Source organism: Planotetraspora sp. GP83 (genome assembly GCF_041262585.1).
Taxonomy (GTDB): domain Bacteria; phylum Actinomycetota; class Actinomycetes; order Streptosporangiales; family Streptosporangiaceae; genus JAOEGB01.
This window is the reverse complement of the sequence record NZ_JBGCBZ010000013.1, coordinates 194,108-219,188: the sequence shown is the minus strand read 5'-3', so window position 1 is coordinate 219,188 and position 25,081 is coordinate 194,108. Positions and strand designations below refer to the sequence as shown.

Here is a 25,081-nt window from a genome sequence, read left to right as displayed (position 1 = left end):
CCGGGGTGTGCGGTATGCCCAAGGCGGCGGCTTCACCCTCCAGGAGCAGCGGCGCCGCGAGGAGGTACGGCTGCGAGCAGCCGAGATGTTCGAGCAGGGGGTTACGAACGCGGCGGTGGCTCGGACGTTGCGGGTCACCGAACGGTCGGTGGAGCGGTGGCGGCGCGCCTGGCGCGAGGGCGGCATTCAAGCGCTGGCCTCGGCAGGCCCGCATGCGCTGCCCCGGCTCAGCCCCGCGCAGTTCGCTCGGCTGGAGGCCGAGCTGGAGCGCGGGCCGCTGGCGCACGGGTTCGCCGACCAGCGGTGGACGCTGATGCGGATCAAGACGCTGATCGGCCGGATGTTCCACATCGGCTACACCGTCCAGGGTGTGTGGGCCCTGCGGCGCGACGGCTGGTCGTGCCAGCGGCCGACCCGGCGGGCGATCGTGCCACTCCTCGGCCGTCACGTATTCCGGCACCAGTGGGAGGACGTCCCTCTCCTCGATCGCGAGGTGCTCGGCCAGCCGGGTGCCCAGCTTCTCGAGGGAGTCGGCGAGTTCTTTCCCATAAACCGCCGACGGCTTCCGGCGCCATGCGCCCAGCCGCACGGACACGTCAGTCATCAGCGTGGCGATCTCCGCGTGCTGGTTTCCAGGAGAGCAACGGCGGGCGCGAGCCTTTCCCCGGCGCGGCCGAGGAGCTTCGGCCACAGCAGGTCGTCCTCGCCCTTGTGGTGGAGGTGCAGGAACTCCTCGATCAACTGGATGTGGTCCGCCACGATTGCGGCACGGCCAACATCGCCGGGAGCCACGCCTATGACCAGTTCGGGCATGCGGCGGTAGCTCTGCCGGAATGCTTCGTGAACCACGAGCATGTCACGGACGTCGGCGCGGTCATCGGATGAGTGGGACATGGATATGCACTTTCTTCGCATACACCCAAGGTCCCGGAGGTCCGCGATCAGCCGGCGACCGTCACCGGCCCCTGTCCGCGGCCATTTGGTGTACGTACCACGTCCTGGTAGTGGGGAGACGGCGGACATAGGGTCGCGTCAAAGCGTTCGTACAGGGGACCAGCCAGAGGTAGCGGGGGACACCGCATGCTGATCACTGGGAACCGAACTGAGCAAGGAAACCTCGTGAAACCCGCGCTCCTTCCGCTGATTTTGGACAGCGTGCCCCAGCCCGTGTGGGTCGTGGACCCGGAGGGGCTGATCCTCTACACCAATCCCGCCGCAGTGGCCGTACTCGGGTACGACGACGGAGCCCAGTTGGACGGCCGGCCGAGCCACGAGACGCTCCACCCGTTCCGCCCAGACGGCTCCCCCTATCCGGCCTCGCAGTGCGCCATGCTGACCCCGAGCACGACCGGGCAGGCGGCTCAGGGGGACGACGAGTGGTTCATGCGCCGGGACGGCTCATTCTTTCCGGCCTCCTGGTGGGCTGCGCCGATCCACCTTCCTGACGGACGCGGCGTCGTCTACTCCTTCTTCGACGTCACCGAACGTCGCGCCTACGAGCAGGCCGTCCGGGAGCGCGACGCGGCCGAGATCCGGGCGGCCGAGTCCCGGGCCGCGCAGCGGCGCATCGTGGAGAGCGTGACCGCCGTCCACCGGCAGACCGCGCGCGACCTCCACGACGGGGCTCAGCAGCGCCTGGTCAACCTCATGATCGGCCTGCGCCTGGCGCGCGAATACCTGTCTGACGCCCCGCCCGACGCCCTGGCTCTGCTCGATCAGTCGGTTGAGGATGCACAGGCGGCCATCGACGAGTTACGTCAACTCGCGGCCGGCATTCACCCCTCAGTGCTGACCATGCGCGGCCTGTGGGCCGCGATCGCCGCACTGGCGGCGAGCTGCCCGATCCCCGTCGTCGTCACCGGGGCCTGCGAGCGGCGCCTGCCTGCCGTGCTCGAGGCCAACGCGTACTATCTGGTGGCCGAAGCTCTCACCAACGCGGTCAAGCACGCGCACGCCTCCCGCATCGACATCGTGGTCCGTCTCGGAACCGAACTGGAGCTCATCGTCGCGGACGATGGTGTCGGCGGGGTCCCGCAGATCGCGGCCGGCTCCGGCGTGGCAGGACTGCACGACCGCGTTGCCGCCTTCGACGGCACGCTCACGATAGAGTCGCCGCCCGGCGGCGGTACGCGAATGATCGCCCGCATCCCGGTGTCCTCTTGAACAGGCGGGCATACTTATGGTCGACCAACGGACGCCTCACCCCGCGCTATCGCGGGCAGGCGCGTCCTGTCCAGCAGACGGCCGGCGACCAGAGACCTCAGCAAAGCCAGTCCCTCTTCACCAGGCGAACCGGGCTCGGTCTGAAAGGTGACAAGTTGCTGACCCGCCACACCATTGATGTTGAAGGACTGCTGGATCAGCGTAAGGTCACCCACCTCAGCATGTCGAAAGCGTTTGACCTCGTAAGTCTTACCTTGAACGTCGTATTGACCCCACAACTGGCGGAACTCGGCGCTCCTCGCGGACAGCTCGACGACGAGGCGGGTCAGCTCGGAGTCGGTGGGGTCTGCACCTGCGGTCGCGCGCAATGCGGCGACCCCGGTGCGAGCGATCAGGTCCCAGTCCCGGTAGAACTCACGGGCAGCGGGATTCACGAACGTGAACCGCACCAGGTTGCCATCCGGGATCGCCACCGAATACAGCCCCATGCCCAGGGCGTTCGCCGCCAGCAGATCGAGACGCGGACCCACGACCAGCGCGGGAGTATCGCTCCACCCTTCTATCAGGCGCAGGATATGGGGCCGCACCTGACCACTGTGTCTGATTCGAGGACCAGACTCGCGGCGAGCCAGTCGGTACAGATGGTCCGCGGCGTCCGCGTTGAGCCCGAGGACGCGGATGAGCGCTTCCAGGACCTGGTCAGACGGATTCTTCTCGCGCCCCTGCTCTAAGCGTGCGTAGTAGCCTTCGCTGAGCCCGGCCAGCATGGCCACTTCTTCTCGACGCAGCCCCGCGGTCCGGCGGGGCCCTCCATTGGGGAGCCCAACCTCAGCCGGCGTGGTAGCCGCCCTTCTGGCCCTGATGAACTGCCCGAGCCGACTGCCACTGTCCATAGCGGCAGGCTACCGCTGGCCTGCCCCTTTGCCGCATCCAGGACCCGGGGCGCGTCAGACGTGTTCCAGGTGGGTGATGAGCAGATCAGCGAGGCCGACACGGGTGAGGAACTCGCGGCGGATGCGGTCGGCGACGTTGGAGACCTCTTCGGAGCCGTCGTCGGCGGGGTCGATGTGGACGCGGTACGGGCGCTTGCCGGCGGGGAGCGCGACGATGCGGGCGATCTCGTCGGAGACCAGGGAGGCGTCCGCGCCTTCGGGCGCCAGCGAGGCGAGCTTCTGGGCGACCTGCTCTATGAGGCCGGGGTACTTCTCCTCGTATTGCGCCTCAATGGTGCGGTCGGCCGGGTGGCCGGAGTGGGCGAAGTGGTTGGTGCCGCTGGTGAATGAGCCCGGGACCACGATCGAGGTTTCCACGCCCCAGCGGGCGAGTTCGGCGGCGTAGCTGACGGCGAGGGAGTCCATGGCGGCTTTGGCGGCGAAGTAGGGGGCCAGGTACGGCGGGGTGCCGCCCTTGACGCTGGAGCTGGACACCCAGATCACCAATCCCCGGCCCGCCTTGCGCAGGTGCGGCAGTACGGCACGGTTGACGCGCTGGGTGGAGAGCACATTCACGTCATACAGCGCGGCGAGTTGTTCCGGGATGAAAGCTTCGGCGGGGCCGGTGACCATGTGCCCGGCGTTGTGGATCAGGACGTCGATGCGGCCACGCTCGGCGATGACCTGACTGATCGCGGCGTCCACCGACTCCTGCGAGTTGACGTCGAGCTCGATGGCGCGCAGGTCGACGCCGTGCTGAGCGCTGTAGTCGGCGGCGGCTTCGACCTGGGGGACGTTGCGGGTGGCCGTCTCTCGCATGCCCGCGTAGACGACGTTGCCGGCGTCGGCGAGGGCGCGGGCGGTCAGGGCGCCGAAGCCGCTGGAGGCACCGGTGATCACGACGACGATGCTCATGAAAGTTCTCCTTGGGAAGAGGGGGTCGCTGCCCTCCTGCAGGAGGGTGGGCGCGACGGTTGTCAGGAAGGGGGGCGGTCAGGCCACGCCGCCGTTGGCGTACAGGACCTGCCCGTTGATCCAGCGCGCCGGGCCGGCGAGGAACGCGACCGCCTCGGCGATGTCCTCCGGCGTGCCCAGACGCTCCAGGGGGGCCGCCTTGGACAGGTTGTCGATCGTGGCCTGGTCCTTGCCCTCGAGGAACAGGGGCGTGGCGGTGGGGCCGGGGGCCACGGCGTTGACCGTGACGTCCTTGCCGCGCAGCTCGCGGGCCAGGATCAGGGTCATGCCCTCGACTGCGGCCTTGCTGGCCGCGTAGGCGCCGTAGCCCGGGAACTGGAGGCGGGTGACGGAGGTCGAGAAGTTGACGATCGCCCCGCCGGGCCGTACCCGCCGGGCCGCCTGCTGGGAGACCACGAACGTGCCGCGGATGTTGGTGCGGTGCATCCGGTCCAGGTCGTCCAGCTCCAGCGTCGAGATCGGGGACAGCAACATGATGCCCGCGGTGTTGACGACCACGTCGATGCCGCCGAGTTTCCGCTCCACGGCGTCGAACGCGGCGGACATCGCGTCCGCGTCCGCGACGTCACCGCCGACCGCGATCGCCCTGCCGCCGGCCGCGGTGACCGCGGTGACCGTCTCGTCGGCCCTGGCCCTGTTCCCGGCGTAGTGCACGCCGACGGCGATGCCGTCCAGGGCGAGGCGCTCCACGACCGCACGGCCGATGCCGCCGGAGCCGCCGGTGACCAGGGCGACGCGACTGATGTTGTCTGTCATGGTGATCCGTCCTTCGGTGAGATGCCTCTCGGTCCGGGTGGGCCGGGCCGAGGCTGTGTGTGGAGTGCGGTCGGGGGTCAACGTTCGCTGTCGAGGGTGGCCATGAGGGGCGCCGCGTAGCGCTCGCCGGCGGCGGCCCCGGCGGGCACGGCGGCTTCGATCTCGGCGAGGGCGTCGGCGTCCAGGGAGAGGCCGGCGGCGTCGAGGGATTCGGCCAGACGCTCGCGTCGGCGGGCACCGACCAGGGGAACGATGTCCCGGCCCTGGGCGGCCACCCAGGCGATGGCGATCTGGCTGGTAGTGGCGCCCAGGCGCTGGGCCACGCGGTCCAGTGCATCGACCAGGCGCAGGTTGGCCTGGAGGTTCTCACCCTGGAAACGAGGGCTGTGGGCGCGGAAGTCGTTCGCGCTCAGGTGCCGCCCGGCGGTCCAGTGCCCGCTGAGCAGGCCGCGGGAAAGCACGCCGTAGGCGGTCAGGCCGATGCCGAGCTCGCGCAGGGTCGGGATGATGGAGGCTTCCGGGCCGCGGGAAACCAGCGAGTACTCGATTTGCACATCGCTGATGGGTGCCACGGCCACGGCGCGGCGGATGGTGTCCGCGCCGACCTCGGACAGGCCGATGTGCTTGATGAAGCCGGCCTGCTGCATCTCCGCGAGCGCGCCGACGGTCTCCTCGACGGGTACGTCGGGGTTGAGGCGCGCCGGGCGGTAGATGTCGATGTAGTCCGTGTTCAGCCGCCGCAGGGAGTACGCGAGGCGATCCTTGACCGCGGCCGGGGACACGTCGTAGGGCACCGGCTGGAAACCGCCGTCGGGGGTACGGCGGGAGCCGAACTTGACGCTCAGAACGACCTCGTCGCGCCTGCGCTCTCTCAGCGCCTGGGCAATGAGCATCTCGTTGGCGCCCGAGCCGTAGAAGTCGCCGGTGTCGATGAGGTTCATGCCCGCGTCGAGGGCCGCGTGCAGGGTGGCGATGCTTTCGGCGTCGTCAGCGGGACCGTACAGGTCGGACATACCCATGGCGCCCAGGCCGATGGCGGATACCTCAGGGCCGTTCGCGCCGAGCTTGCGGGTGGCGATGATCATGCAAGTGCCGTGCGCAGAGCCGCGATGGCCTGGTGGATGGCGGCGTCGGCGGCGTGGGTCTCGCGCAGGGCGTTCAGCATGACGAAGTCGTGGATGATGCCCTGGTAGCGGACAGCGGTCACGGGAACGCCGGCCTGGCGCAGCTTGTTGGCGTACGCCTCGCCCTCGTCGCGCAGGACGTCCGCCTCGCCGGTGATGACGAGCGCCGGCGGCAGATCGGCGAGCTGCTCGGTGGTGGCTCGCAGCGGCGAGGCCGTGATCTCGGCGCGCTCGTTCTCGTCGGTCGTGTACTGGTCCCAGAACCATTTCATGGCCTCGCGGGTCAGGAAGTAGCCCTCGGCGAACTGGTGGTAGGAGCCGGTGTCGAAGTTCGCGTCGGTGACCGGGTAGAACAGCAGCTGGAACTTCAGCGGTACATCGCCGCGCTCCTTGGCCATCAGGGTCATCGCGGCCGTCATGTTGCCACCGACCGAGTCGCCCGCGACGGCCATCCGGGAGGCGTCCAGGCCATTGTCGGCGCCGTCGGTGACGACCCACCGGGCCACTGTGTAGTTCTGCTCGATGGCGACGGGGTAGCGCGCCTCGGGCGACAGGTCGTACTCGGGGAAGACCACGGCGGCGCCGGTCCCCTCGGCGAGCTCGCGGACCAGACGGTCGTGGGTGTCGGCGTTTCCGAACACCCAGCCCGCGCCGTGGATGTAGATCACAACCGGGAGCGTGCCGACGGCCCCGGCGGGCTTGACGATGCGGGCGCGGACCCTGCCCGTCGGACCGCCCTGTACGGTAACCCATTCCTCGTCCACAGCGGGCTTGGTGATCTCCCCCGACTGGACCTCGTCGACCGCCTTGCGGCCTTCGGACGGGGGCATCTGGTACAGGAACGGCGGCTCCGCCGTGGCCTTGGCGAACGCCGCCGCGGGCGCTTCCAGGACGGGGGTGACCGGCGTGAACGTATCGGACATGATGCTCCTCCGCTAAGGGGCGAGGGCTGAACGGGGCTCGGCGGGGAGCCGCCTTGGATGTCTTCCAGTCTGGTCACGGGCCGCCCGGACGGCTGTCGAGCCGCCTTCAAAGGCTGTGTCGGCCACCCCGAGGCCGCATGTGGGGAAAGCCCCACGGCCTCGGGCTGCCGCTGCCGCGCCCGGCCGTGCGCGCCAGCCGCCCGGAGCAGGGCCGTGCTGCCCGGCGGGAGTGCCGTACACCTGGAGAACCCGCTGTCCACATGCCACGCGGCTATGACGCCCGCGGGGGTGCCCCCGAGCAGCGCCCGACCTGGTGGATGCAGGCCAAAGGGGCCGTTTACGGACGAATAGGATGCGTTCATGAGTGAGCCTCTGCGTGCAGTGCTCGGAGAAGACCAGCCGATCGTCCGTGAGGGCATCACAGCCATGCTGGAGCGATCCGGCATCGAGGTCGCCGCGTCCGTCGCCAACGCCGTGGAACTGGTCAGGGCCGCCGCGGAGCAGAAGCCGGACGTGGTGATCACGGACATCCAAATGCCACCGAACCTCGCCGACGACGGCCTACAGGCGGCGCGGCAGATCCGGGCGAAGCAGCCGGGCACACCCGTGATCGTGCTGTCCCAGTTCCTGGATGCCTCGTTCGCGCTCGATCTCGTCGGAGACGATCCGAGCGGAGTCGGCTACCTGCTGAAGGAGAAGGTCGCCAGTTCGCAGATCCTCACGGATGCGGTTCAGCGGGTCGTCGCCGGCGGTTCGGCACTCGACCCGGACGTCATCGCCACTCTCGTCGGCCGCAAGCTTAAGGCGGACCCGCTGAGCGGGTTGACCCCCCGGGAGAGGGAGGTCCTGGCACTGATGGCCGAAGGGCATTCCAATTCGGGCATCGCGGAGAAGCTGGTCGTGACGGTCCCCGCGGTGGAGCGGCACGTCACCGGCATTTTCCTCAAGCTGGGCTTGCAGCAGGCCGAATCCTCACAGCACCGCCGCGTTCTCGCCGTGCTGCACTACCTCAAGCGGTAGAGGAGAAAAGGGCATTCAAGTCGGTGTCGAACAGCCGGTCTTTAGCAACGAATCGCACGATTCCCGCACTGGCGAGTTCCTCCGCTGACCACGCCAGAGGATCAGTGGAGGTCATCACGATCGTCAGCGGGTGTCCCTCTCCTGTGATCGCCCGAGCGACAGAGAAGCCGTCCTCGTCCGGGAGGTGAAGATCGAGGAGCACGCCGTCGGGGCGGTGCTCACGGATCGCCGCGATCGCCGACGCGCCGTCTGGCGACTCAGCGACGACCCGCAGCCCGCGCGCAGCCAGCAGCGCCCTGGCGATGCGACGGAAGCCCGGGTCGTCGTCGACGACCACAATGTTGACTGACATGGGCCCAGCATCACCGCTGGGATGAGCTGCGGGCCATGGGGGCAACCCCACGTTTACTCTCAGGCCGGGAGTGGGATCGGCGCCAGGCCCCGAGGCGGCACCCGATGCCGCGGTGACGAGCAGGGCGATCTCGGGGGGCGTGTCGAATCCGAGGGTGATCCACCCGATCAGGCGCCCGCACCACGCGGGGCGTCGCGGGCAGCCGCGGTCCTTCCAGCGCGGTCAGGCATCCGACGGCGGCCGTGCGGAGGGCTGCTCACTCCGCACGGCGCGGGGCCGCCCCGGTCTCAGGAGGCGGAGGGCACGTAGGGAAAGGTCCGGGACGGCTTTGCCTTCACGGATTCCTTCCCGATGCCGAGCGTGACGGGCGTGTTGGCCGCGAAGGAGAACATGACGTCCGGGGCGTTGTCGGTCAGCGAGCGACCGTTCCACTCCGCGAAACCGTAGGCGGCCGGAGTCCCGACGGTGTACGGCAGGACATTGGGCAGGATCTTGCTGACAACCGTCCGGGCGTAGGCCTCCGGGTCCTCGGCGGTGCCGTAGGCACGCACCACTCCCGCCACCATGTCCATGAGCGGCTCGCCGTGGATCTGGACGTCGTCGGCCGGGACATTCTCGTTGAGCCGGTCGCCGAGGTCCTCGTTGAATTGGGTGAACAGCGGGTGGATCATCGGCAGGCCGGCCCGGTTGATCGGACGCCACCCGCCGGCGTCGGTGGCCAGCGAGGCCAGCCCCCACACACCGATCCGGTGGTCTCCGCCCGCGACCGGCAGCAGCTCCTGGTCGGTGATCTCCAGGACGATGGAGTAGACGGTGTGGCCGGCGAACAGGTTCTTCGCCTCGGCCGGGTTCCAGGAGGAGAGGTCGACGGTGGTGCCGTCCTGGAACGCGTGGCCGACGGCGTGCAGAACGTCCGGCTCGATCCAGAACGGGTCGCCCGCCTTGCCGACCCAGACCCGGCCACCTCCGGCGAGTTCGACGGCCTCGCCGGTGCGGCCCTGGGCGATCAGCGTGCCTGCCGCGAAGGCGTCACGAGCCTCCGGCCCGGCCAGACGGCACAGCTCGTAGCCCTGGGTGCCGTCGGCGTCGGCGTCCGAGAAGGTGAAGCGGTAGGTGAGATCCTCGACGGCGTCACCGTTCGCATCAATTTTGAACTCGTACCTGCCCTCCGGGTGCAGACCGCGCGGGATGTCCTCGCCTGCGAGCGAGTGACTATGGTTCGTCACGAAGACCGTCCCTCGCTCTCCCCGGAAGACGTACAGGTCCGTGATGTCCAGACGCGGGTCCTGACGGGCGATGGGGGAATCGAGGTGGTGAGACATGGCACTCTCGCCTCTCTCTATGGATGGGCAGACAGGAAAGGCACGGCTGCCGGAACAAAGGCTTCCGGTGCCTGGAGGCTTCCGGTGCCTGGCTCTTTCGTGACTTCAGTCTGCTGAGAACGTGCAACGGAGGCTGTCGAGACGCCTCCACAATCACGACCTGCCGTCCCCATGCCGAGCAGGGGGATAACCCCACAACGGGACTCTTTCGTCATGGAGCCCTCGCAGCCCGAGCTGACGCGGGGCTCCGTGGCGCACCCGGTGGGTCGAGTCGGACGGCTTCCTAGATCTGGTGGTACTTGGCGAGGAACTGCGTGGCGAGAGCGGTGACCGGCAGGGCGACCTCCCGGCCGTGCGCCTCCTGTAGTGCGAGAAGCAGGTCCTTGTAACCGAGCCCTATCAGATCGGATTGACGGCCCATCTCAAGAAGCGCGTCACGGTTGGTGCTCATGAAGCTCGCGCCGGTGCCCGCGTTGACGACCTCGAGTACGACCTCGTCGGTCATGCGTGCCGCGCGTGCCAGTGCCAGCCCCTCCGCGATCGCGACGCCGTTCACGCCGGCGAGCATGTTGTTGATGAGTTTCGCGATCTGGGCGTATCCCGGCTCGCCGACTCGTATCGTCCCCGATCCAAGTGTCCGTAGCACCGGAGCACATCGCGCGATGGCGGATTCGGCACCACCGACGATGAACGACAGGGTGCCTTCCACCGCGGCCCTGATGGACCCGGTCACGGGTGCGTCAAGCACCGCGATGTCCTTCTCGGCCAGCCGCCGGGCTGCGGTGCTGACGGCCGCGGGAGAGATGGTGCTGTGGATCAAGACCACCGATCCGGCCTCGAGATTGGCGGCGACCCCGCCGTCCGGCGCGCCGAAGAGCACGTCGTCGACCTGCTCCTCGGTGCGCACGATGATCTCCACGACGTTCGTCGTGCGCGCGACTTCCGCAGGTGAGTGCGCGATTCTCGTACCGAGAGCCTCCAGCGACTCTACGTCGTCGGGCAGGGCCCGAAATACCGTGACCGGGTAGCCGGCTTTGAGCAGATTCTCGACCATCGGCCGACCCATTGCGCCGAGGCCGATAAATCCGATGCGCAGGTCGAGTTCGGTCATCTTGTCACCTTCCTGAATGGCAGATCGTTGCGGGCACGCCGCTGAAGCAGGAGGCCCGGGTGGACGCGCTGTGACTGCTGCCTGTTACCAGGTCTGCTCGCTGGCGCGCACGAGGATCTCATTGACGGAGACTCGGCGGTCCCGGGTGACGATGTAGGACACGGCGTCGGCGATGTCCTCGGGGCGCAGCAATTCCATGCCCTCGACCTGGCGCTCGATGGCCTGTCGCACGCCGTCGCGGAGGTGCGAGCTCAGCTCGGTGTCCACGGTGCCGGGCTCGACCACGCTTACCCGGAGGCGCTTCTGCATGACTTCCTGCCGTAGGGCCTCGGTGAACCCGTTGACGCCGAACTTCGTCAGGTTGTAGACGGCCGTCCCGGGCCGGGCGACCCGGCCTGCGGTGGAACTGATGTTGACCAGGTCCGCCACCCGTCGCGGGGAGTCCTCCGCGGCGCGGAGGAGGTGCGGCAGGGCGGCGTGGGTGGTGTACAGCAGGCCCTGGACATTGACCTCGAGCATGTGCTCCCACTCCCCTAGCGGGGAGTCCACAGCCTGCCCGACGCCCATGAAGCCCGCGTTGTTGACGAGCGTGTCCAGGCGGCCGAGCTCGGCCACCACGCTCTCCACGGCCGCTGCGACCTGCCGCCGGTCGGTGATGTCGGCTTCCACCACGAGGGCGGTCCCGCCATCGGCCCGGACCTTGTCCGCGAGCTCTTCCAGCCTGTCGCGTCGCCGTCCGAGGACGGCGACGGCCGCGCCCTCCGCGGCGAGGCTGTACGCGGTCGCCTCGCCGATGCCGCTGTGTAACCGGAACTGGCTCCGGTTGCAAGTGCGACGGGAAGGGCTGGGATCGGCCGACGACGACAGGAGCGGCGCCGCGCGGCAGCACCGCCGCCGGAGGCTGAGACGCCGTTCGCGGGCGAGTCATTGAGCAGGGGGATACTCATGCGCCCGGAGGGCCGGGGCCGCAAGGTTGGACCATGCGCAGATCCGTGCTCGTCACCTTTCTCATCGTCGTGTTCATGGCGTTCCCGGTGCCTGGCTCTGTGCGGGCGGACGCCGCGTACGTCGACTACGCCACGATCAAACCGCCGGACAACTTCGTGGAGCTCCGCGGCGCGCGCGAGCAGTACAGGGTGCCGTCGTTGCTGGCGGGCGCCTGCAAAGACGCGCCGGGCATCTTCGGCGAGGACTATCCGGCCCACATCCTCGCCGAGGTCACGCTGTTACGCATGCTGGACACCCGGAATGGAACGGTGTCGATCCAGCGGGTGGTGAATGGCGGCGACGACGGCACCACCCACGCGTATCCGCCGATCAGCCAGCCTCCGGACGCCGCCGACTGCCTCACCAAGCGGGTCACCGACTGGAGGGACGACTTCAACAAGGTGCCGTTCAACGGCAAGACCCGGGTGAACTCCCCCGGCTGGGACATCGTCGCGTCCGAGCTCGAACGGATGCCCGAGCTGTACGGCCGGCCCGGCACCGAGTTCCAGGAGCTCTGCCACGACGGGGACTGGGACCTCACGATGGGGATGGCTCTGCGAGCCTGGTCTCTGGCCCGCTATCACTTCGCTCCCGCCGACGCGGAACGGCTGGACCGCAGGATGTCCCGTGTCGCGTGGCTGCAAGGAAGCGCGACCCCGGCCGACACGGTGAACTGCGAGATCGCGGGATTCGACATCAGCGAGACCGAGAACCACAACCTGCTGATCGAGTCCACCCGCTACCTCCACAACGAGCTGCTGCCGGTGCTCAGCCAGTTCGACGTCGAGACCGCCTCCAACGACGCCGTCCGTGTGTACGTCCACGACGCGCACGCCGACAACGCCACCAACGGGCTGCGCGCGGACCTCGACCGCAAGCTGGGCATCTGGCTCACCACCGACTTCCTCGAGTACAACTCCCGCCCCTACGCGCGCCTGCAGATGATCGGGCTGCTCAACCTGTACGACCTGGCGCCGGCGGACGACCCCCTGCGCCCGAAGGTCCGTGCCGTGCTGGACCTGATCACGGCCAAGGCCGCCACCGAGTCCATGGGCGAACTGCGCAACCCGACGTTCCGCCGCAGGGAGAGCGAGCGGACCGACCGCCTGTTCAGCTCCGACGCGGTCTCGCCGATGATGCAGGTCTGGATCGGCGACCTGTCCCCCGTGGCCCAGGCCGCGGCGAACTTCGCCGAGGAGGGCAGCATCGCGGCGTCCTCCCGCTACCGCCCCCCGGACCTGCTGGCCGACCTCCTGCTCAACCCCAGGCATCACGACTACCTGCAGGGCTTCAACGGGCGGAGACAGGGCGAGGTCGCATTCGGCGCGGCCGGGCTCACCATCTCTGGCGGCGGTCTCCCCACCCCCTGCCCGTACGACACGTTCCTCGGCTGCGTCGGCTCGGGCAACGACAAGGGGCACCCGGAGCGGATGCTGCTGATGCCCCGGCGGACCAGGGCCACCGCGGCCGCCACTCCGGTGGAGTCCTGGATGATCCATGGTTCCCAAACGGGCGGCACGTGCCTGGCGCGCGGAATCGCCTGCTCGGCGGAGTGGACCCTCGGCTCGTACGCTCCGGCCGCCACCGCGGAATGCCGCCAGGAGTTCACCCACGGCGGGGACCGGATCCGGGCGCTGAGGTTCGATCCCGTATGCATGAAGGGGCAGGATCCGCCAGGGTTCGGCGCGACCTGGCCCTCGGACTCGTGCTTCTACGTCTACATCCGCGGCCTCCGGCGCGGTCCTTTGGAGAGGCCGCTGTCCTACCTCGTCGTCCACACCTGCGCACCGGCACAGGCGGCGGCCGGTTTCGCCCCGTTCGTCTCCTACCTCACCAACGGTCCCGGCCATCCCACCACCTCCCACTGCGGCCGCGCTCACGGCAAGCACGTGGGGGGCATCTGCTCAGGATGGACCGCCACGCTCACCCCACCCCAGGTGAACGGCCCGCTCACACCCGGGGAAAAGGTGACGATCCGGGTGACCCAGAACGGCGTCTACCAGGCGACCGGAGCCCCCACGCAGAACGGCTCCGCGAACGGCGACGTAGCCCAACTCCTGACCGGCCAGCGGCTCCGCCTCGCCTCGCCGGACCTCGGCGAGCAGTTCGTCGACACCCCGACCGGCACGGTCACCGAGCCGGACGGCCCCCGTCCCTTCACCCTGACGGGGAAGGTCCCGGGCACCGGCACCGACCTCGTCGTCGGCAAGGCGACCGCGACGTTCAGCGACATCGTCCATCCCGAGCTGGTCAGAGACGTGGAGATGACGGTGGTCGACCAGATCAGGGCCGACGAGTGCGCCGCGGAACCCGGCTGCACACCCCCGCCGCCCATCCCGATCGGCAACGGCAAGTGGACGTTCTACTACCGGGGAACCCCGTTCGAGTCGGGGCAGCCCGTCTCGTACTCCTCGGAAGATCTGTACGTGAACCCGGCCCACACCTACCGGATACACGCCTGCCTGACCTGGTGGCGGTTGTACAGCTCCCAGGACTACTGGAACGACCCGTTCGGGACGGCGAACCCGGCCGCTCACAGGACCTGCCAGGACATCTCCGTCACACCCGGCTGACCGGCACGCGGGTGAACACCGGCATCATGCTCCCGTGTACAGCCGCTTCAGGTTGATGAGTTCGACGTCGGGCCGTTTGCCGGTAAGGCGAGTGAGGTCGCTCGAGAAGCCTGAGCGAGCGAACAAGAGGAGCTTGGGGAGAGGGCCCACCTTGGCGCTGGGCAGGAGGCCGCGTAGGTGTTCCAGTCGTTCCAGTTGGGGGGTGTCGATGGGAGCCACGGTGCTCTTGGCTTCGCCGATCGCGATGATGCGGTCAGCGGCGAAGGAGGTCGTCTCCGTGACGACCACATCCAGTTCATGGCCTCGACGGTGTTCGCGACATGGCAGTTCCGTCGGACGTACAGCGGTGGCGGTGCCCCCGAGCGTGTCGGGCGCCGCGTGCTCGAAGCACCACTGCCGTGCGAGGTCCTCAAAGTGCGCGCCATAAATCTGAGAGGCGACAGTGTCCGCGTTGGCGCGCCAGACACGGTCGGCACGGCCCGCGATCAGTTCGGCTTCGTGGCGTTGAATGAGGAGCTGGTGCAGGCGTACGACGGGTTCGGCGATGCGGAAGACGCTGCGCTTACCGCGGAGGGCGTCGTCGATCTGTTCGATCAGGCCAATGTCCTGCAGGCCGGACAGCAGGTGGGCGAGTGCACTGCTGGGGCGGCCCAGTGCCGCCGCTATCTCCGAGCGCCGGTGGTTGCCGGCGCTGATCGCGCTCAGCGTGGCGGAGTATGAGGTCGGATCGGTGATGGAAGGCTCCTCTCGGAGCAGCAGGGCACCTTCACGGAACATCGCGGAGGCCGGATTGAGCAGACGCCGCTGAACCCAGCGGTCGAACCCGGCTATTTCTGCGGGTCCCGATCCGCCGCTCATCTCCAGATAGGCGGGGGTCCCACCGAGCAGAGCGTGCAGCCGAAACGCCAGCTCCGGATCCTGATCCACACCCCAGAAGGCGGCGGCCTCACGGAACCTGAAGGGGCGCACGATCAACTCCATGGCCGCCCGCCCGCGCAGGGGTGCGCCGCCGGCGAGTAGCTGCGCCATCGTGGTCAGGGCGCTGCCGCAGAGGATCGCCCGGGTACGGGTGTGCTGCTTGGCGTACCCGAGCGGGGTGAGCGCCTGCTGAAGGTAGGAGGGCAGCACGGGCGTGGTCGATACGAGGTAGGGAAATTCATCGATGATGAGGGGGGCGGCTTGGTTCTCCCCGAGCCGGAGAAGTTCGTCGATTGCTTCGCGCCATGTACGGAAGGTGATGGGCTGGCGCAGGCCGCGATAGGCGGCATAGGCCGCTCCCAGGTCGGCGAGGTTCTGCGCCTCGGTCTGTTGGGTCGCGCCGAAAAGGAACCCACCGGTCTGCTGGGCCAGCAGTTCGAGCATGAGCGTTTTGCCTTGACGACGGCGGCCGTAAACCAACCCGAGAGTCGCCCCCGGCAAGGGGGATGCCACGAAGTCAGCCAGATCTTCCCATTCGGTGTCTCGGCCGAACAAACGCTCCGGCTTCTGCAGCAACGACAGCCCTCCAGACGCGCGAACCAAACCACAGTTGGATGCCGCCTATGATAGCTGCAACTATAATAGTTGTGGCTATCAATCGATCCCTGAAGCATGCTCATGGCACTGGTCATGACCCATTGCGCGGCGCGCTGCACGGGAAGCGGCCGGGATGGCCGGAGGCACTGGCCCTCGACTGCCGCACTTGGTCGGTACGACTGCGGCCGATCCCGATGGACATCTGATGGCGACGGCGGCGACGGTTTCGGCGCGGAGAGGTAGTACGGCAGGATCGTGACCATGACCTACGATCCGCGGACTGCCGCCGTTCTCGCTCTGCACTGGCAGCTGAACGTCATCAAGCCCGAGGGATTCTTCGGCGCGATGCTCGGCGAGCCGGTCGCGCGCAGTGGCGTCGTGGACCGTGCCGTGCGGTTCCACCAATCCATGCGCGCCGCAGGACTGCCGGTGATCTTCACCCGGTTCACCGTACCTGTGGGAGGTGGTGGTCTGGTGCGCAACACGGGCTTCATGAACGCGGTCGGCGATGCGCAGGAGGCCTTCCGTCCGGACGCTCCGGGGGCGCAGTTGATCCCGGAGATGCGGACTCTGGCCGAGATCGACCAGGTGGTCGACAACCAGAAGCTGTCCGGCCTGGCCGGTAACCACCTCCCCCAGTGGCTGGCCGAGCACGGGATAGACACGCTGCTGGTGACCGGAGTCGCCACCAACCTTACGGTCGAGCAGACCGCCAGGCACGGCACCGACCTCGGCCTCACCGTCCACACCGTCAGCGATTGCGTCACGGCCGCGACCGACGAGGCTCACCACGCGTCGCTCGCCAACCTGGATCTGGCGACGGCCGGCTGCCTGACCTCGGAGGACGTACTCAGGCTGTTCTCCTGAGCCCGCAGGACGTACGAGGGGCCTCGATCGCGTGGTGCGCAGGCCCCCTCAGTGGTTCGCGAGCAGACCGACCAGGAAGGCAGCCAGTTCCGGCAGGGACAGTTCGCGTCCCCGCGCCGCCAGGCGTTCGTACCTGTCCGGCGGGAGGGCGTCGCGTACGGCCGCGGCCTCGCGGGGGCCGTCCAGCGGGTCCATCAGCTCGGGGGAGAAACCCACCCGGCGGCCGACGGCGTCCACTCCGCCCATCAGCACCGCCGCCTGCTCGGCCTGGCCGGTCAGCGCGAGGGCGTGGGCGGCGGTGTGGATGAGCACGAGCCGGGACGTGACGTCGTCGTGGCGGTCGAGCGCGTTCAGGATGTCGGCCGCGATCTCCAGCGCGCGCCGTCCGTCGCCGCGGTCGCAGGCGGTCTTCATCCCTGCCCAGGCCGACGAGCCGGACGCCCAGTCGTGGCCGCAGGCGTCCGCGACGCAGACGGCTTCGGCCAGTACGGCGGCGGCCGCCGGAAGGTCTCCCATGACGCGGGCGAGCATGCCCTGCACCATCAGGGCCTCGGCGACCAGCCAGTCCTCCCCGGTGCGCCGCGCGAGCTCGACGGCGTTGCGGGCCACGGCCGGAGCGTCGAGGGGGACGCCGGCGAGCACGCCGAAGTGCGTCTGATAGATCCGGGAGGAGGCCTCCACGATCGGGTCGCCGGCCTCCCGGGCCTCCCGTTCGGCCAGCACGACGGCCTCGTACGCCTGCGCCGGCCGCCCGGCCAGGTAGCTGAGCCCGCTCACGGCGAGGCGCGCCCGCGCCCGGACCGGCGGCTCGGCCTCCGGCGCCGCCTCGAAGGCCCTGGACATCCAGGACAGGCCTTCGGCGATGTGGCCCATGCGGTACCAGAACCAGTACAGTGCGCCGCCGAGCCGCAGCATGTAGTCGCCGTCCCCGGACGCCAGCGCGGAGGCGAAGGCGGCGCGGAACTCCGGCTGCTCCCGGGTCAGCCGGCCCAGCAGCTCGGCCGCCTGCGGGCCGTGAAGCCTGCGCTCGGCGCTTTCGGCCTGCGACAGGGCCCAGGCCCGGTGGCGTACCTGGGTCCGCGCGAGGTCGTCCGGGTCGAGTCCCCGCAGCGCGTACTGACGCAGCGTCTCCAGCAGCCGGTAGCGGCGGGGCGCGGTGCCTGGCTCGACGCTGACCAGCGACTTGCGGACCAGTGCCGCCAGGGGAGGCAGGACGGGAGTCCGGGCCCCCACCGCGCCCGCGGCGTCGAGATCGAATCCGGCGGCGAACACGCTCAAGCGGTGGAAGAGCCGTTGCTCCTCCGGTTCGAGCAACTGGTGGCTCCAGGCGACGGTGGCCTCCAGCGCACGATGCCTAGCGGGCAGGTCGAGCGGGCCGTCGACCAGCACGTCGAAGCGGTTTTCCAGAGCGTCGGCGATCTGGCCGACGGAGAGCATCCGGCATTGCGCGGCGGCCAGTTCGATGGCGAGCGGGATCCCGTCGAGGCCGGCGCAGAGCCTCGGGATCCGGTCGATGTCGCCCGGGTCGGGAGTCCACGCGGGAAGCGCCGCGGCGACCCTTCTCCGGAAGAGTTCCGTGCCGTCTCCGGCAGGGTCGAGCGGCGGGACCTCATAGACCGCCTCGCCTTCCACGCCCAGCGGTTCGCGGCTGGTGGCCAGCACACGCAAGCCCCCGCAGCGGCTCAGCAGCACGCCGGTGAGGGCACTGGTCGCGTCCAGGAGGTGCTCGCAGTTGTCGAGCACCAGCAGCAGCCGCCGCCCGGCGAGCACGGCCGCCACCTCTTCGGTGCCGGCCGCTCCCGGGATTCCCAGGGCGGCGGCGACGGTGGCCGGTAGCAGTTCGGGCGAGGTGAGGCCGGCCAGCTCCACCAGCCACGGCCCATCCGCGTCGCCAGTGTCGCCAGTGTCGCCAGTGTCGGCGGTGTCGGCGGTGTCGGCGGTACGGCCTCTGGCCGTCTCCAGGGCGAGGCGGGTCTTGCCCACCCCGCCCGGGCCGGTGAGGGTGACCAGCCGGTAGTCGGCGAGCAGGCCGCGGACAGCGGCGATGTCCTCCGTACGCCCCACGAAGCTCGACAACGCGAACGGCAGGTTGCCGGTGGGCGCCGCCGCTGCCTCCCGGCCGGGCCGTACGGCGGGGCCGGCCTCGGAGAGGGTGGTGGCTCCAGTGGTGCCGGCAACGCGGGCGGGCGGCGGATCGAGCCGCAGATCGAGCCGCGGGTCCTGGGCGAGCACCGCCGACTCCAGGTCGCGCAGTCCAGGGCCGGGGTCGATGCCGAGCTCGTCGGCGAGCCGTCGCCGTATCGCGCGCAACGCCGCGCCGGCGTCGGCCTGCCGCCCCGACCTGTACAGCGCGAGGGCGAGCAGTTCCCAGCCGCGTTCCCGCAGCGGCTGCTCGGCCACCAGTGCCTCCAGCTCGCCGACCACGGCGGCATGCCGGCCCAGCTCGATGGCGGCGGCCAGCCGGTCCTCGTACGCGGCGGCGCGCAGCGCCTCCAGCCGTGCCACCTCCGACAGGGCGAAGCCGGAGCCGGCGAAGTCCGCGTAGGCGGAACCACGCCACAGGTCCAGCGCCTCGCTGAGGAGTTCCTCGGCGGGACCGGGCCTTCCGCCGTTCAGAGCGCGCCGCCCGGCCACGGCCATGTCCGCGAAACGCTCGGCGTCGACCGCGGCCGGATCGACGCGCAGCGCATACCCGGGGCCCTCACGGACCAGGAGCCCGGCGGGGGCGCGCACCTCCCGCTCCGGCTCCAGCGCCCTGCGCAACTCGGAGATGTACACGTGCAGGCTGGTCGGCGACGAGGGCGGGGATCCCTCCCATACATCGGACATGATCCGCTCGGCGGGCACCATCCTCCCCCGGGCCATCAGCAGGACGGCGAGGACCGCCCGCTGCCGGGGGCCGCCCAGACGGATCGCCTGTCCGCCCCGCTCGGCCCGGAGCGGACCGAGCACCCCGAACCGCACAGTGGCGACATCGACCCTGGCGACATCGACCCGTTCCATCGGCCTCCCTCGCACAGATCTTGTGCGAGGGTAACCGAAACGGCCGCCATCCCAGAACCCCCGAGCCCCCCGAACCCCGAGCCCCCAGCCCCCGATTCCCCGGTAGCCCCCTGAGCCGACGGAATGATCAGCTGCTGCAGGTCGCCTTGACGGACACGTAGACGCGGGCGGCGCCTCCGTTCGTGGCCGTGACCGTGAGCTTGTCACGGCTGAAGGCGTCGGAGTCGGTGTCCAGGCTGGTCGAGACCGACACCGCGGGACCGGCGGTGATGTTGATCGTGTTCGTCAGCATCGTGGGGGCGTACGAGGGACACATCACCAGGAACGATCTGGTTGTGCCCGGGTCGACCCAGACCGCGTTGCCCGCGCCGGTCGTGTACGCGAGGGCGGGGGCGGCGGTGGCCAGCAGTCCACCGGCCACGGCGGTGGCGGCGAGCAGGACGCGGGCGGTGATGCGCTTGTTCATTGGGATGTCCTTTCCTTGGTTTCCCGCCTCCACGGGCGGGCGTGTCATTGAGTGGCCGGGTTCTCTTCTCCCGGGCCGGAGAGCCGATGTGAGCCCGCCGGAGCGCGGCCCCCGCATGAGCGCGGGCCGGCCGAGGGCGGACGGGGACTGCGGAGGGCCGATCAGCCCCACTGGGAGGGGTCTCCGGCCACGGACCACTGGGAGGGGTCTCCGGTGGCGGCGTGGGCGGCGGTCCCGCCCAGGCCGGCGATGACTCCCAGGGCGATCGCGGCCGTCGCGACGGTACGGACCATTCGCTTGATCATGGTTCACCTCGTTGCCGGGCCGCCCGTGCGGGGCGGCGCTTGCTTCACGACAACGAGGATGCGGGTCGCCGCTTGGCGGGCACTAGGAAATGACTTGTCCTGAAAACGCCCTGGTCAGCGACCGGTTTTAAGTCTCACTTGGAACTCGGCGAGGTGCGATCAGGCCGGCCAGCAGGGCGCTCGCCTCCTGCCGGGACAGCGTGCGCCCGCGGGCCGCATGGCGGTCGTACTCGTCCGGCGGCAGCGCCCCGCGTACGGCGGCGGCCTCGCGCGGCCCGTCAATCGGGTCCATCAGCTCCGGGGAGACACCGGCCCGCTCACCGATGGCCTCCACCGCGCCCATCAGCACGGCCGCCTGCTCGGCCTGCCCGGTCAGCGCGAGGGCGCGCGCCGCGCTGTGGACCGTTACCAGCCAGAAGGAGATGTCACCGTAACGATCCATCGTGGCCAGGATCTCCCCCGCGATGGCCAGTGCCCGGAAGCCGTCCCCGCCGTCCGAGGCCGTCTTCAAGTCGCACCAGGCCGCCCCGTCCGCGACCCAATCATGGCCGCTGGCGTGGGCGGCGGCGATCGCCTCCTGGAGGACGGCGTCCGCGCTCGGCAGGTCCCCCAGGATTCGGAGCACCATGCCCTGGACCATGAGCGTCTCGGCCTCCAGCCAGCCCTGGGCGCTGCGCCGGGCGATCTCGACGGCCGTGCGGGCGAGGGGCGCCGCGTCGAGGGGAACCCGGGCCAGCAGGCCCAAGTAGGCGGTGTAGGCGGTCGCGCTCGCCTCGGTCACCAGGTCGCCGGCCTCGTGGGCCTCCTCGACGGCCGTACGCGCCGCCTGGTGGGCCTGCGCCGTCTGACCGGCCAGGTAGCGGAGTGAGGCGACGGCGAACCGGGCACGCGCCCGGGTGCCCGGACCGGCCTCGGGGGCGGCCGCGAAAGCCTCGGACAGCCAGGCGAGCCCCTCCCCGACATGGCCCATCCGGAACCAGAACCAGAAGAGCGCCGCGCCCAGCCGCAGCGCGTAGTCGCCGTCGCCCGCCGCCAGCGCGGAGGCGAAAGCGGCCCGGAACTCCGGCTGGTCCCGGCTCAGCCCGTCCAGCAACACCGCCCCCTGCGGGCCTCGGAGGTGGCGTTCGGCGCTCTCTGCCCGGGTCAGGGCCCACGCGCGATGGCGTTCCTGGGCCCCGGCCAGCTCGTCGGGGGAAACCGCGCCCAAGGCGTACTGACGAAGGGTCTCCAGCATCCGGTAGCGGCGTGGCCCCGTGCCAGGTTCGGCGGTGACCAGCGATTTGCGGACCAGTGCCGAAAGCGGAGCCAGCACGGGGGTGACTCCTCCGACGGCGGCGGCCGCCTCGAGGTCGAAGCCGGCGCGGAGCACGCCGAGCCGGTAGAAGAGCCGGCGTTCCGCCGGCTGCAGCAGCTGATCGCTCCAGGCGACCGTGTCCAGCAGGGTGCGATGGCGGTCCGGCCGTCCGGCCGACCCGCCCACCAGCAGGGTGAAGCGGTCCTGCAGGGCATCGGCGATCTGGCCGACGGACAGCGTGCGGCACTGCGCGGCGGCGAGCTCGATGGCCAGCGGAATGCCGTCGAGCCCCGCGCACAGGTCGGCGATCTTTTCCCGGTCGCCCGGCCCGGGCGCCCAGCCGGGCTGGGCAGCCGCCGCACGGCGGAGGAAGAGCTCCGCGGCGTCCGTGGCGGCATTCAGGGACGGCACTTCATAGACGGTTTCCCCCGTGATGCCCAGGGGTTCGCGGCTGGTGGCCAGGATCCGTACGCCGCCGCAGCGGGCCAGCAGCGTGTGGACGAGCATGGCGGCAGGGACCAGCAGGTGCTCGCAGTTGTCCAGGACGATCAGCAGGTCGCGGTGGGCGAGCATTCCGGCCAGCTGATCCGGGGACGACGTCGCGGGCAGCCCCAAGGCGGCGGCGACGGTGGCGGTGAGCAGCTCGGGTGTGTGCAGACCTGCCAGTTCCGCCAGCCAGGGTCCGTCGGCGTCGGCACGGGCGCGTGCCGCCTCCAGGGCCAGGCGGGTCTTGCCGACCCCGCCCGGGCCGGTAAGCGTGACCAGCCGGTGCTCGTCCAGCAGACCGGCGACCGCCGTGAGGTCGCCACCGCGGCCGACGAAACTGGACAGCGCGAAGGGGAGATTGCCCGAAGGCGGCGCCGGAGCGGCGGCTTGCGGCTCGGGGGAGGACACACGGCCGGGCTTCACGGCTACGGGGGCCAGCCGCGAATCCTGGGCGAGCACGGCCGCTTCCAGGTCGCGCAGCCCTCGTCCAGGGTCGATGCCGAGTTCGTCGGCCAGCCGTCCGCGCACAGCGCGAAGCGCGGCGAGCGCGTCGGCCTGCCGCCCGGACCTGTAGAGCGACAGGGCGAGCAGTTCCCAGCCGCGTTCCCGCAGCGGATGCTCGGCCACCAGTGCCTCCAGCTCGCCCACGGCCGCGGCGTGCTGTCCGGACGCGATGACGGCGGCGAGCCGGTCCTCCTGCACCGTGGCCCGCAGGTCTTCCAGCCGGTTCGCCTCGGGCACGGCGAACGCGGCCTCGCCTATGTCCGCATAGGCCGGGCCCCGCCAGAGCGCGAGCGCTTCTCCGAGGAGTTCCGCGGCGCGTTCCGGTTCGTCGTCGTCCAGGGCCCGCCGGCCACGCGCCGCCAGACCGGTGAAGCGCTCGGCGTCGATCGCGGCGGGGGCGACTCGAAGGGCGTATCCGGGTCCCTCGCGCACCAGCAGCCGGGCCGGAGCGCGGGGGGCCCGTTCCGGCTCCAGCGCCGTGCGCAGATCGTTGATATGCCCATGAAGCGTCGTCACGGAAGGCAGCCGGGAGCCTTCCCACACCTCGGAGAGGATTCGCTCCGCCGAGATGATCCTCCCCGGCGCGATCAGCAGCAGCGCCAGCAGAGCCCGCTGGCGGGGGCCGCCCAGCCTTGCCGGTCGGCCGCCCACCTCAGCCCGAAGCGGCCCGAGCACTCCGAACCGCACGCCCTCGGCCAGACTCACCAGCAGACCTCCGCCCGAAAGTTAACTGACGGTAAAATCTATCCCAATCAGTCATACAACCAAAAGACGCTTCCAGAATATATGTCGGCATATTCTGACTGGCACCCTTATAAAAGTTGACACTTACTCGAAGTAATCCATCCGGTTAATGCCCTGGCGACCCCGGTGCGACCCACGGCCGCCGGTCTGGGATCATGTGTGCGGCATGCCCCGCTTTGCCACTCCTACGCCGGTGCCGGCCCGAGTCGGGCGCCCCGCGGCGACGCGACGCCACCTCACGAACCCCATAGGCATCCGGTTCCCTATCTTTCACATTGATAACGAGTGGAGCGTTCCAAGCATTTACCGCAAATCAGCCTCTATCGTCGCTACCGCACTGTTGATGTGGGTTGCCCAGAATCACGTGGGCTGGCGGGCGAACGCCCAGGAGGATCCGTGGCGTCTAATTCGAATTGGCTCGATGCTGCCTATGAATGGGTTGTCCGCTCCAGTGCCAACGGGTCCTGGCGGGACGTGATCCCACTCGGGCTGGCCGGCCTGCTCGTCTGGGGTCTGTGGCTCTATCGGGTGGTCCTGTCCCGGCTGGCCAGGCCGATCGTGAACAGCTATCGGACGACGACGTCCGTGGTGATCCCGTCCTATCGGGAGGATCCCGAGATCCTGATCCGCTGCCTGGCCAGCTGGCTGTCCCAGAACCCGACCGAAGTGATCATCGTCGTCGACGTCGCCGACACCGAGTGCCACGCCAAGCTCGCGCAGGTGACGGACAGCCGGCTGCAGGTCCTGATCTACGAGCACGCGGGCAAGCGCTCCGCGCTGGGGGTCGGCATCCGGGCGGCCCGGTGCGACATCCTCGTCTTCGCCGACTCCGACACCTGGTGGCAGCCCGGTCTGCTGGACGCCGTGCAGATGCCCTTCGAGGACCCGGCCGTCGGCGGCGTCGGCACCCAGCAGAACGTGTACCAGCGGACCAGCAGCATCTGGCGGCGCATCGCGGACTGGCTGGTCAACCTCCGCTACTACGACTACGTGCCGGCGATGGGCAGCCGGGGTGGCGTGGCGTGCCTGTCCGGCCGGACCGCCGCCTACCGGCGCTCGGCCGTCCTCCCGGTCGTCCACCACCTGGAGAACGAGTTCTTCCTCGGCCGCCGGTGCATCGCCGGCGACGACGGCCGGCTCACCTGGCTCGTCCTCGCCTCCGGGTACAAGACCGTCCACCAGTCCTCGGCGCGCGCCATCTCGATGTTCCCCGACTCCTTCCGTGCCTTCGTCAAGCAGCGTGTGCGGTGGAGCCGCAACTCCTACCGGTGCTACCTGACGGCGCTGTGGAAGGGGTGGCTGTGGAGGACTCCTCTGGTCACCAAGGTCACCGTCCTGCAGATCCTGCTCACCCCCGTGACCATGGGCATCACGCTCGCCTACCTGCTGTTCAGCCGGCTGGAGCCCACCCCGGCGGGGATCGGGCTCTCCCTCGGCTGGGTGCTCCTCGGCCGGGGCATCCGCGGCTGGTCGCACCTGCGCCGCCACCCCGGGGAGATCCTGCTGCTGCCGCTGCTCGTCCTCGTGGTCATCATGATCGCGCTCCCGATCAAGCTGTGGGCGTTCTTCACGATGAACAAGCAGGGCTGGCTGACCCGCACCTCCGACCAGGTCGGTGGGGCGGGCCAGAGCGCCGCCACCCTCAAGGGAATGGCCTGA

20 protein-coding genes are annotated in these 25,081 nt (G+C 69.8%); 6 read left to right on the top strand and 14 right to left on the bottom strand.

The window, feature by feature from the left end:
* The first annotated feature begins 7 nt into the window (after positions 1 to 7).
* Both ABH927_RS20080 and ABH927_RS20075 read left to right on the top strand, forming a co-directional pair.
* The gene (locus tag ABH927_RS20080) at positions 8 to 823 is read left to right on the top strand and encodes a transposase (protein WP_370023708.1); all 816 of its coding nucleotides are present in this window, start codon (positions 8 to 10) and stop codon (positions 821 to 823) included.
* 296 nt (positions 824 to 1,119) lie between these two features.
* The gene (locus ABH927_RS20075; RefSeq protein WP_370023706.1) at positions 1,120 to 2,163 is read left to right on the top strand and encodes a PAS domain S-box protein; all 1,044 of its coding nucleotides are present in this window, start codon (positions 1,120 to 1,122) and stop codon (positions 2,161 to 2,163) included.
* Positions 2,164 to 2,177: 14 nt separating this feature from the next.
* Here ABH927_RS20075 and ABH927_RS20070 read toward each other — a convergent pair whose 3' ends face one another.
* From ABH927_RS20070 to ABH927_RS20050, 5 genes are all read right to left on the bottom strand, one after another.
* Positions 2,178 to 3,056, bottom strand: coding sequence for a helix-turn-helix transcriptional regulator (locus ABH927_RS20070; RefSeq protein WP_370023705.1), 879 nt, complete (start codon positions 3,054 to 3,056; stop codon positions 2,178 to 2,180).
* 54 nt (positions 3,057 to 3,110) lie between these two features.
* A complete protein-coding gene (locus ABH927_RS20065) occupies positions 3,111 to 4,010 on the bottom strand; it encodes an SDR family oxidoreductase (protein WP_370023703.1) in 900 nt (299 codons plus the stop codon).
* Positions 4,011 to 4,088: 78 nt separating this feature from the next.
* On the bottom strand, positions 4,089 to 4,826 hold the full coding sequence (locus ABH927_RS20060; protein ID WP_370023702.1) for an SDR family oxidoreductase: 738 nt from the start codon (positions 4,824 to 4,826) through the stop codon (positions 4,089 to 4,091).
* 77 nt (positions 4,827 to 4,903) lie between these two features.
* Positions 4,904 to 5,911, bottom strand: coding sequence for an aldo/keto reductase (locus ABH927_RS20055; protein WP_370023700.1), 1,008 nt, complete (start codon positions 5,909 to 5,911; stop codon positions 4,904 to 4,906).
* Positions 5,908 to 6,873 (bottom strand): alpha/beta hydrolase, encoded by a 966-nt coding sequence (locus ABH927_RS20050; protein ID WP_370023698.1) that lies wholly within the window; start codon positions 6,871 to 6,873, stop codon positions 5,908 to 5,910. Before ABH927_RS20050 ends, ABH927_RS20055 begins: the two co-directional genes overlap by 4 nt.
* Before the next feature lie 360 nt (positions 6,874 to 7,233).
* Here ABH927_RS20050 and ABH927_RS20045 point away from each other — a divergent pair, with 360 nt between their 5' ends.
* Positions 7,234 to 7,893, top strand: a complete 660-nt coding sequence (locus ABH927_RS20045) for a response regulator (RefSeq protein ID WP_370023696.1) — start codon at positions 7,234 to 7,236, stop codon at positions 7,891 to 7,893.
* On the opposite strand, the gene ABH927_RS20040 is transcribed toward ABH927_RS20045, so the two are convergent.
* The 4 genes from ABH927_RS20040 to ABH927_RS20025 form a co-directional block, all read right to left on the bottom strand.
* On the bottom strand, positions 7,883 to 8,245 hold the full coding sequence (locus tag ABH927_RS20040; protein WP_370023694.1) for a response regulator: 363 nt from the start codon (positions 8,243 to 8,245) through the stop codon (positions 7,883 to 7,885). The genes ABH927_RS20045 and ABH927_RS20040 overlap by 11 nt on opposite strands.
* 287 nt (positions 8,246 to 8,532) lie before the next feature.
* A complete protein-coding gene (locus ABH927_RS20035; RefSeq protein WP_370023692.1) occupies positions 8,533 to 9,567 on the bottom strand; it encodes a DUF4331 family protein in 1,035 nt (344 codons plus the stop codon).
* Positions 9,568 to 9,850: 283 nt separating this feature from the next.
* Positions 9,851 to 10,678, bottom strand: coding sequence for an NAD(P)-dependent oxidoreductase (locus ABH927_RS20030; protein WP_370023690.1), 828 nt, complete (start codon positions 10,676 to 10,678; stop codon positions 9,851 to 9,853).
* An 84-nt stretch (positions 10,679 to 10,762) separates the two neighbouring features.
* Positions 10,763 to 11,473 carry an SDR family NAD(P)-dependent oxidoreductase gene (locus tag ABH927_RS20025; protein ID WP_370023728.1) on the bottom strand — a complete coding sequence of 237 codons (711 nt, stop codon included), beginning with the start codon at positions 11,471 to 11,473 and terminating at the stop codon, positions 10,763 to 10,765.
* A gap of 185 nt (positions 11,474 to 11,658) precedes the next feature.
* Here ABH927_RS20025 and ABH927_RS20020 point away from each other — a divergent pair, with 185 nt between their 5' ends.
* Positions 11,659 to 14,238: a hypothetical protein gene (locus tag ABH927_RS20020; protein WP_370023688.1), complete on the top strand. Its 2,580-nt coding sequence runs from the start codon at positions 11,659 to 11,661 to the stop codon at positions 14,236 to 14,238.
* Between the two features lie 24 nt (positions 14,239 to 14,262).
* Here ABH927_RS20020 and ABH927_RS20015 read toward each other — a convergent pair whose 3' ends face one another.
* Positions 14,263 to 15,732: an ATP-binding protein gene (locus ABH927_RS20015; protein ID WP_370023686.1), complete on the bottom strand. Its 1,470-nt coding sequence runs from the start codon at positions 15,730 to 15,732 to the stop codon at positions 14,263 to 14,265.
* Between the two features lie 282 nt (positions 15,733 to 16,014).
* Here ABH927_RS20015 and ABH927_RS20010 point away from each other — a divergent pair, with 282 nt between their 5' ends.
* Positions 16,015 to 16,620: a cysteine hydrolase gene (locus tag ABH927_RS20010; RefSeq protein WP_370023684.1), complete on the top strand. Its 606-nt coding sequence runs from the start codon at positions 16,015 to 16,017 to the stop codon at positions 16,618 to 16,620.
* Between the two features lie 48 nt (positions 16,621 to 16,668).
* On the opposite strand, the gene ABH927_RS20005 is transcribed toward ABH927_RS20010, so the two are convergent.
* From ABH927_RS20005 to ABH927_RS19990, 4 genes are all read right to left on the bottom strand, one after another.
* Positions 16,669 to 19,623, bottom strand: a complete 2,955-nt coding sequence (locus tag ABH927_RS20005) for a BTAD domain-containing putative transcriptional regulator (protein WP_370023682.1) — start codon at positions 19,621 to 19,623, stop codon at positions 16,669 to 16,671.
* 127 nt (positions 19,624 to 19,750) lie between these two features.
* Positions 19,751 to 20,089 carry a hypothetical protein gene (locus ABH927_RS20000; protein WP_370023680.1) on the bottom strand — a complete coding sequence of 113 codons (339 nt, stop codon included), beginning with the start codon at positions 20,087 to 20,089 and terminating at the stop codon, positions 19,751 to 19,753.
* Positions 20,090 to 20,250: 161 nt separating this feature from the next.
* Positions 20,251 to 20,394, bottom strand: coding sequence for a hypothetical protein (locus tag ABH927_RS19995; protein ID WP_370023678.1), 144 nt, complete (start codon positions 20,392 to 20,394; stop codon positions 20,251 to 20,253).
* A gap of 127 nt (positions 20,395 to 20,521) precedes the next feature.
* Positions 20,522 to 23,383 carry a BTAD domain-containing putative transcriptional regulator gene (locus tag ABH927_RS19990; protein WP_370023676.1) on the bottom strand — a complete coding sequence of 954 codons (2,862 nt, stop codon included), beginning with the start codon at positions 23,381 to 23,383 and terminating at the stop codon, positions 20,522 to 20,524.
* Positions 23,384 to 23,896: 513 nt separating this feature from the next.
* On the opposite strand from ABH927_RS19990, the gene ABH927_RS19985 reads away from it, so the two are divergent.
* Positions 23,897 to 25,081 carry a glycosyltransferase family 2 protein gene (locus ABH927_RS19985; RefSeq protein ID WP_370023674.1) on the top strand — a complete coding sequence of 395 codons (1,185 nt, stop codon included), beginning with the start codon at positions 23,897 to 23,899 and terminating at the stop codon, positions 25,079 to 25,081.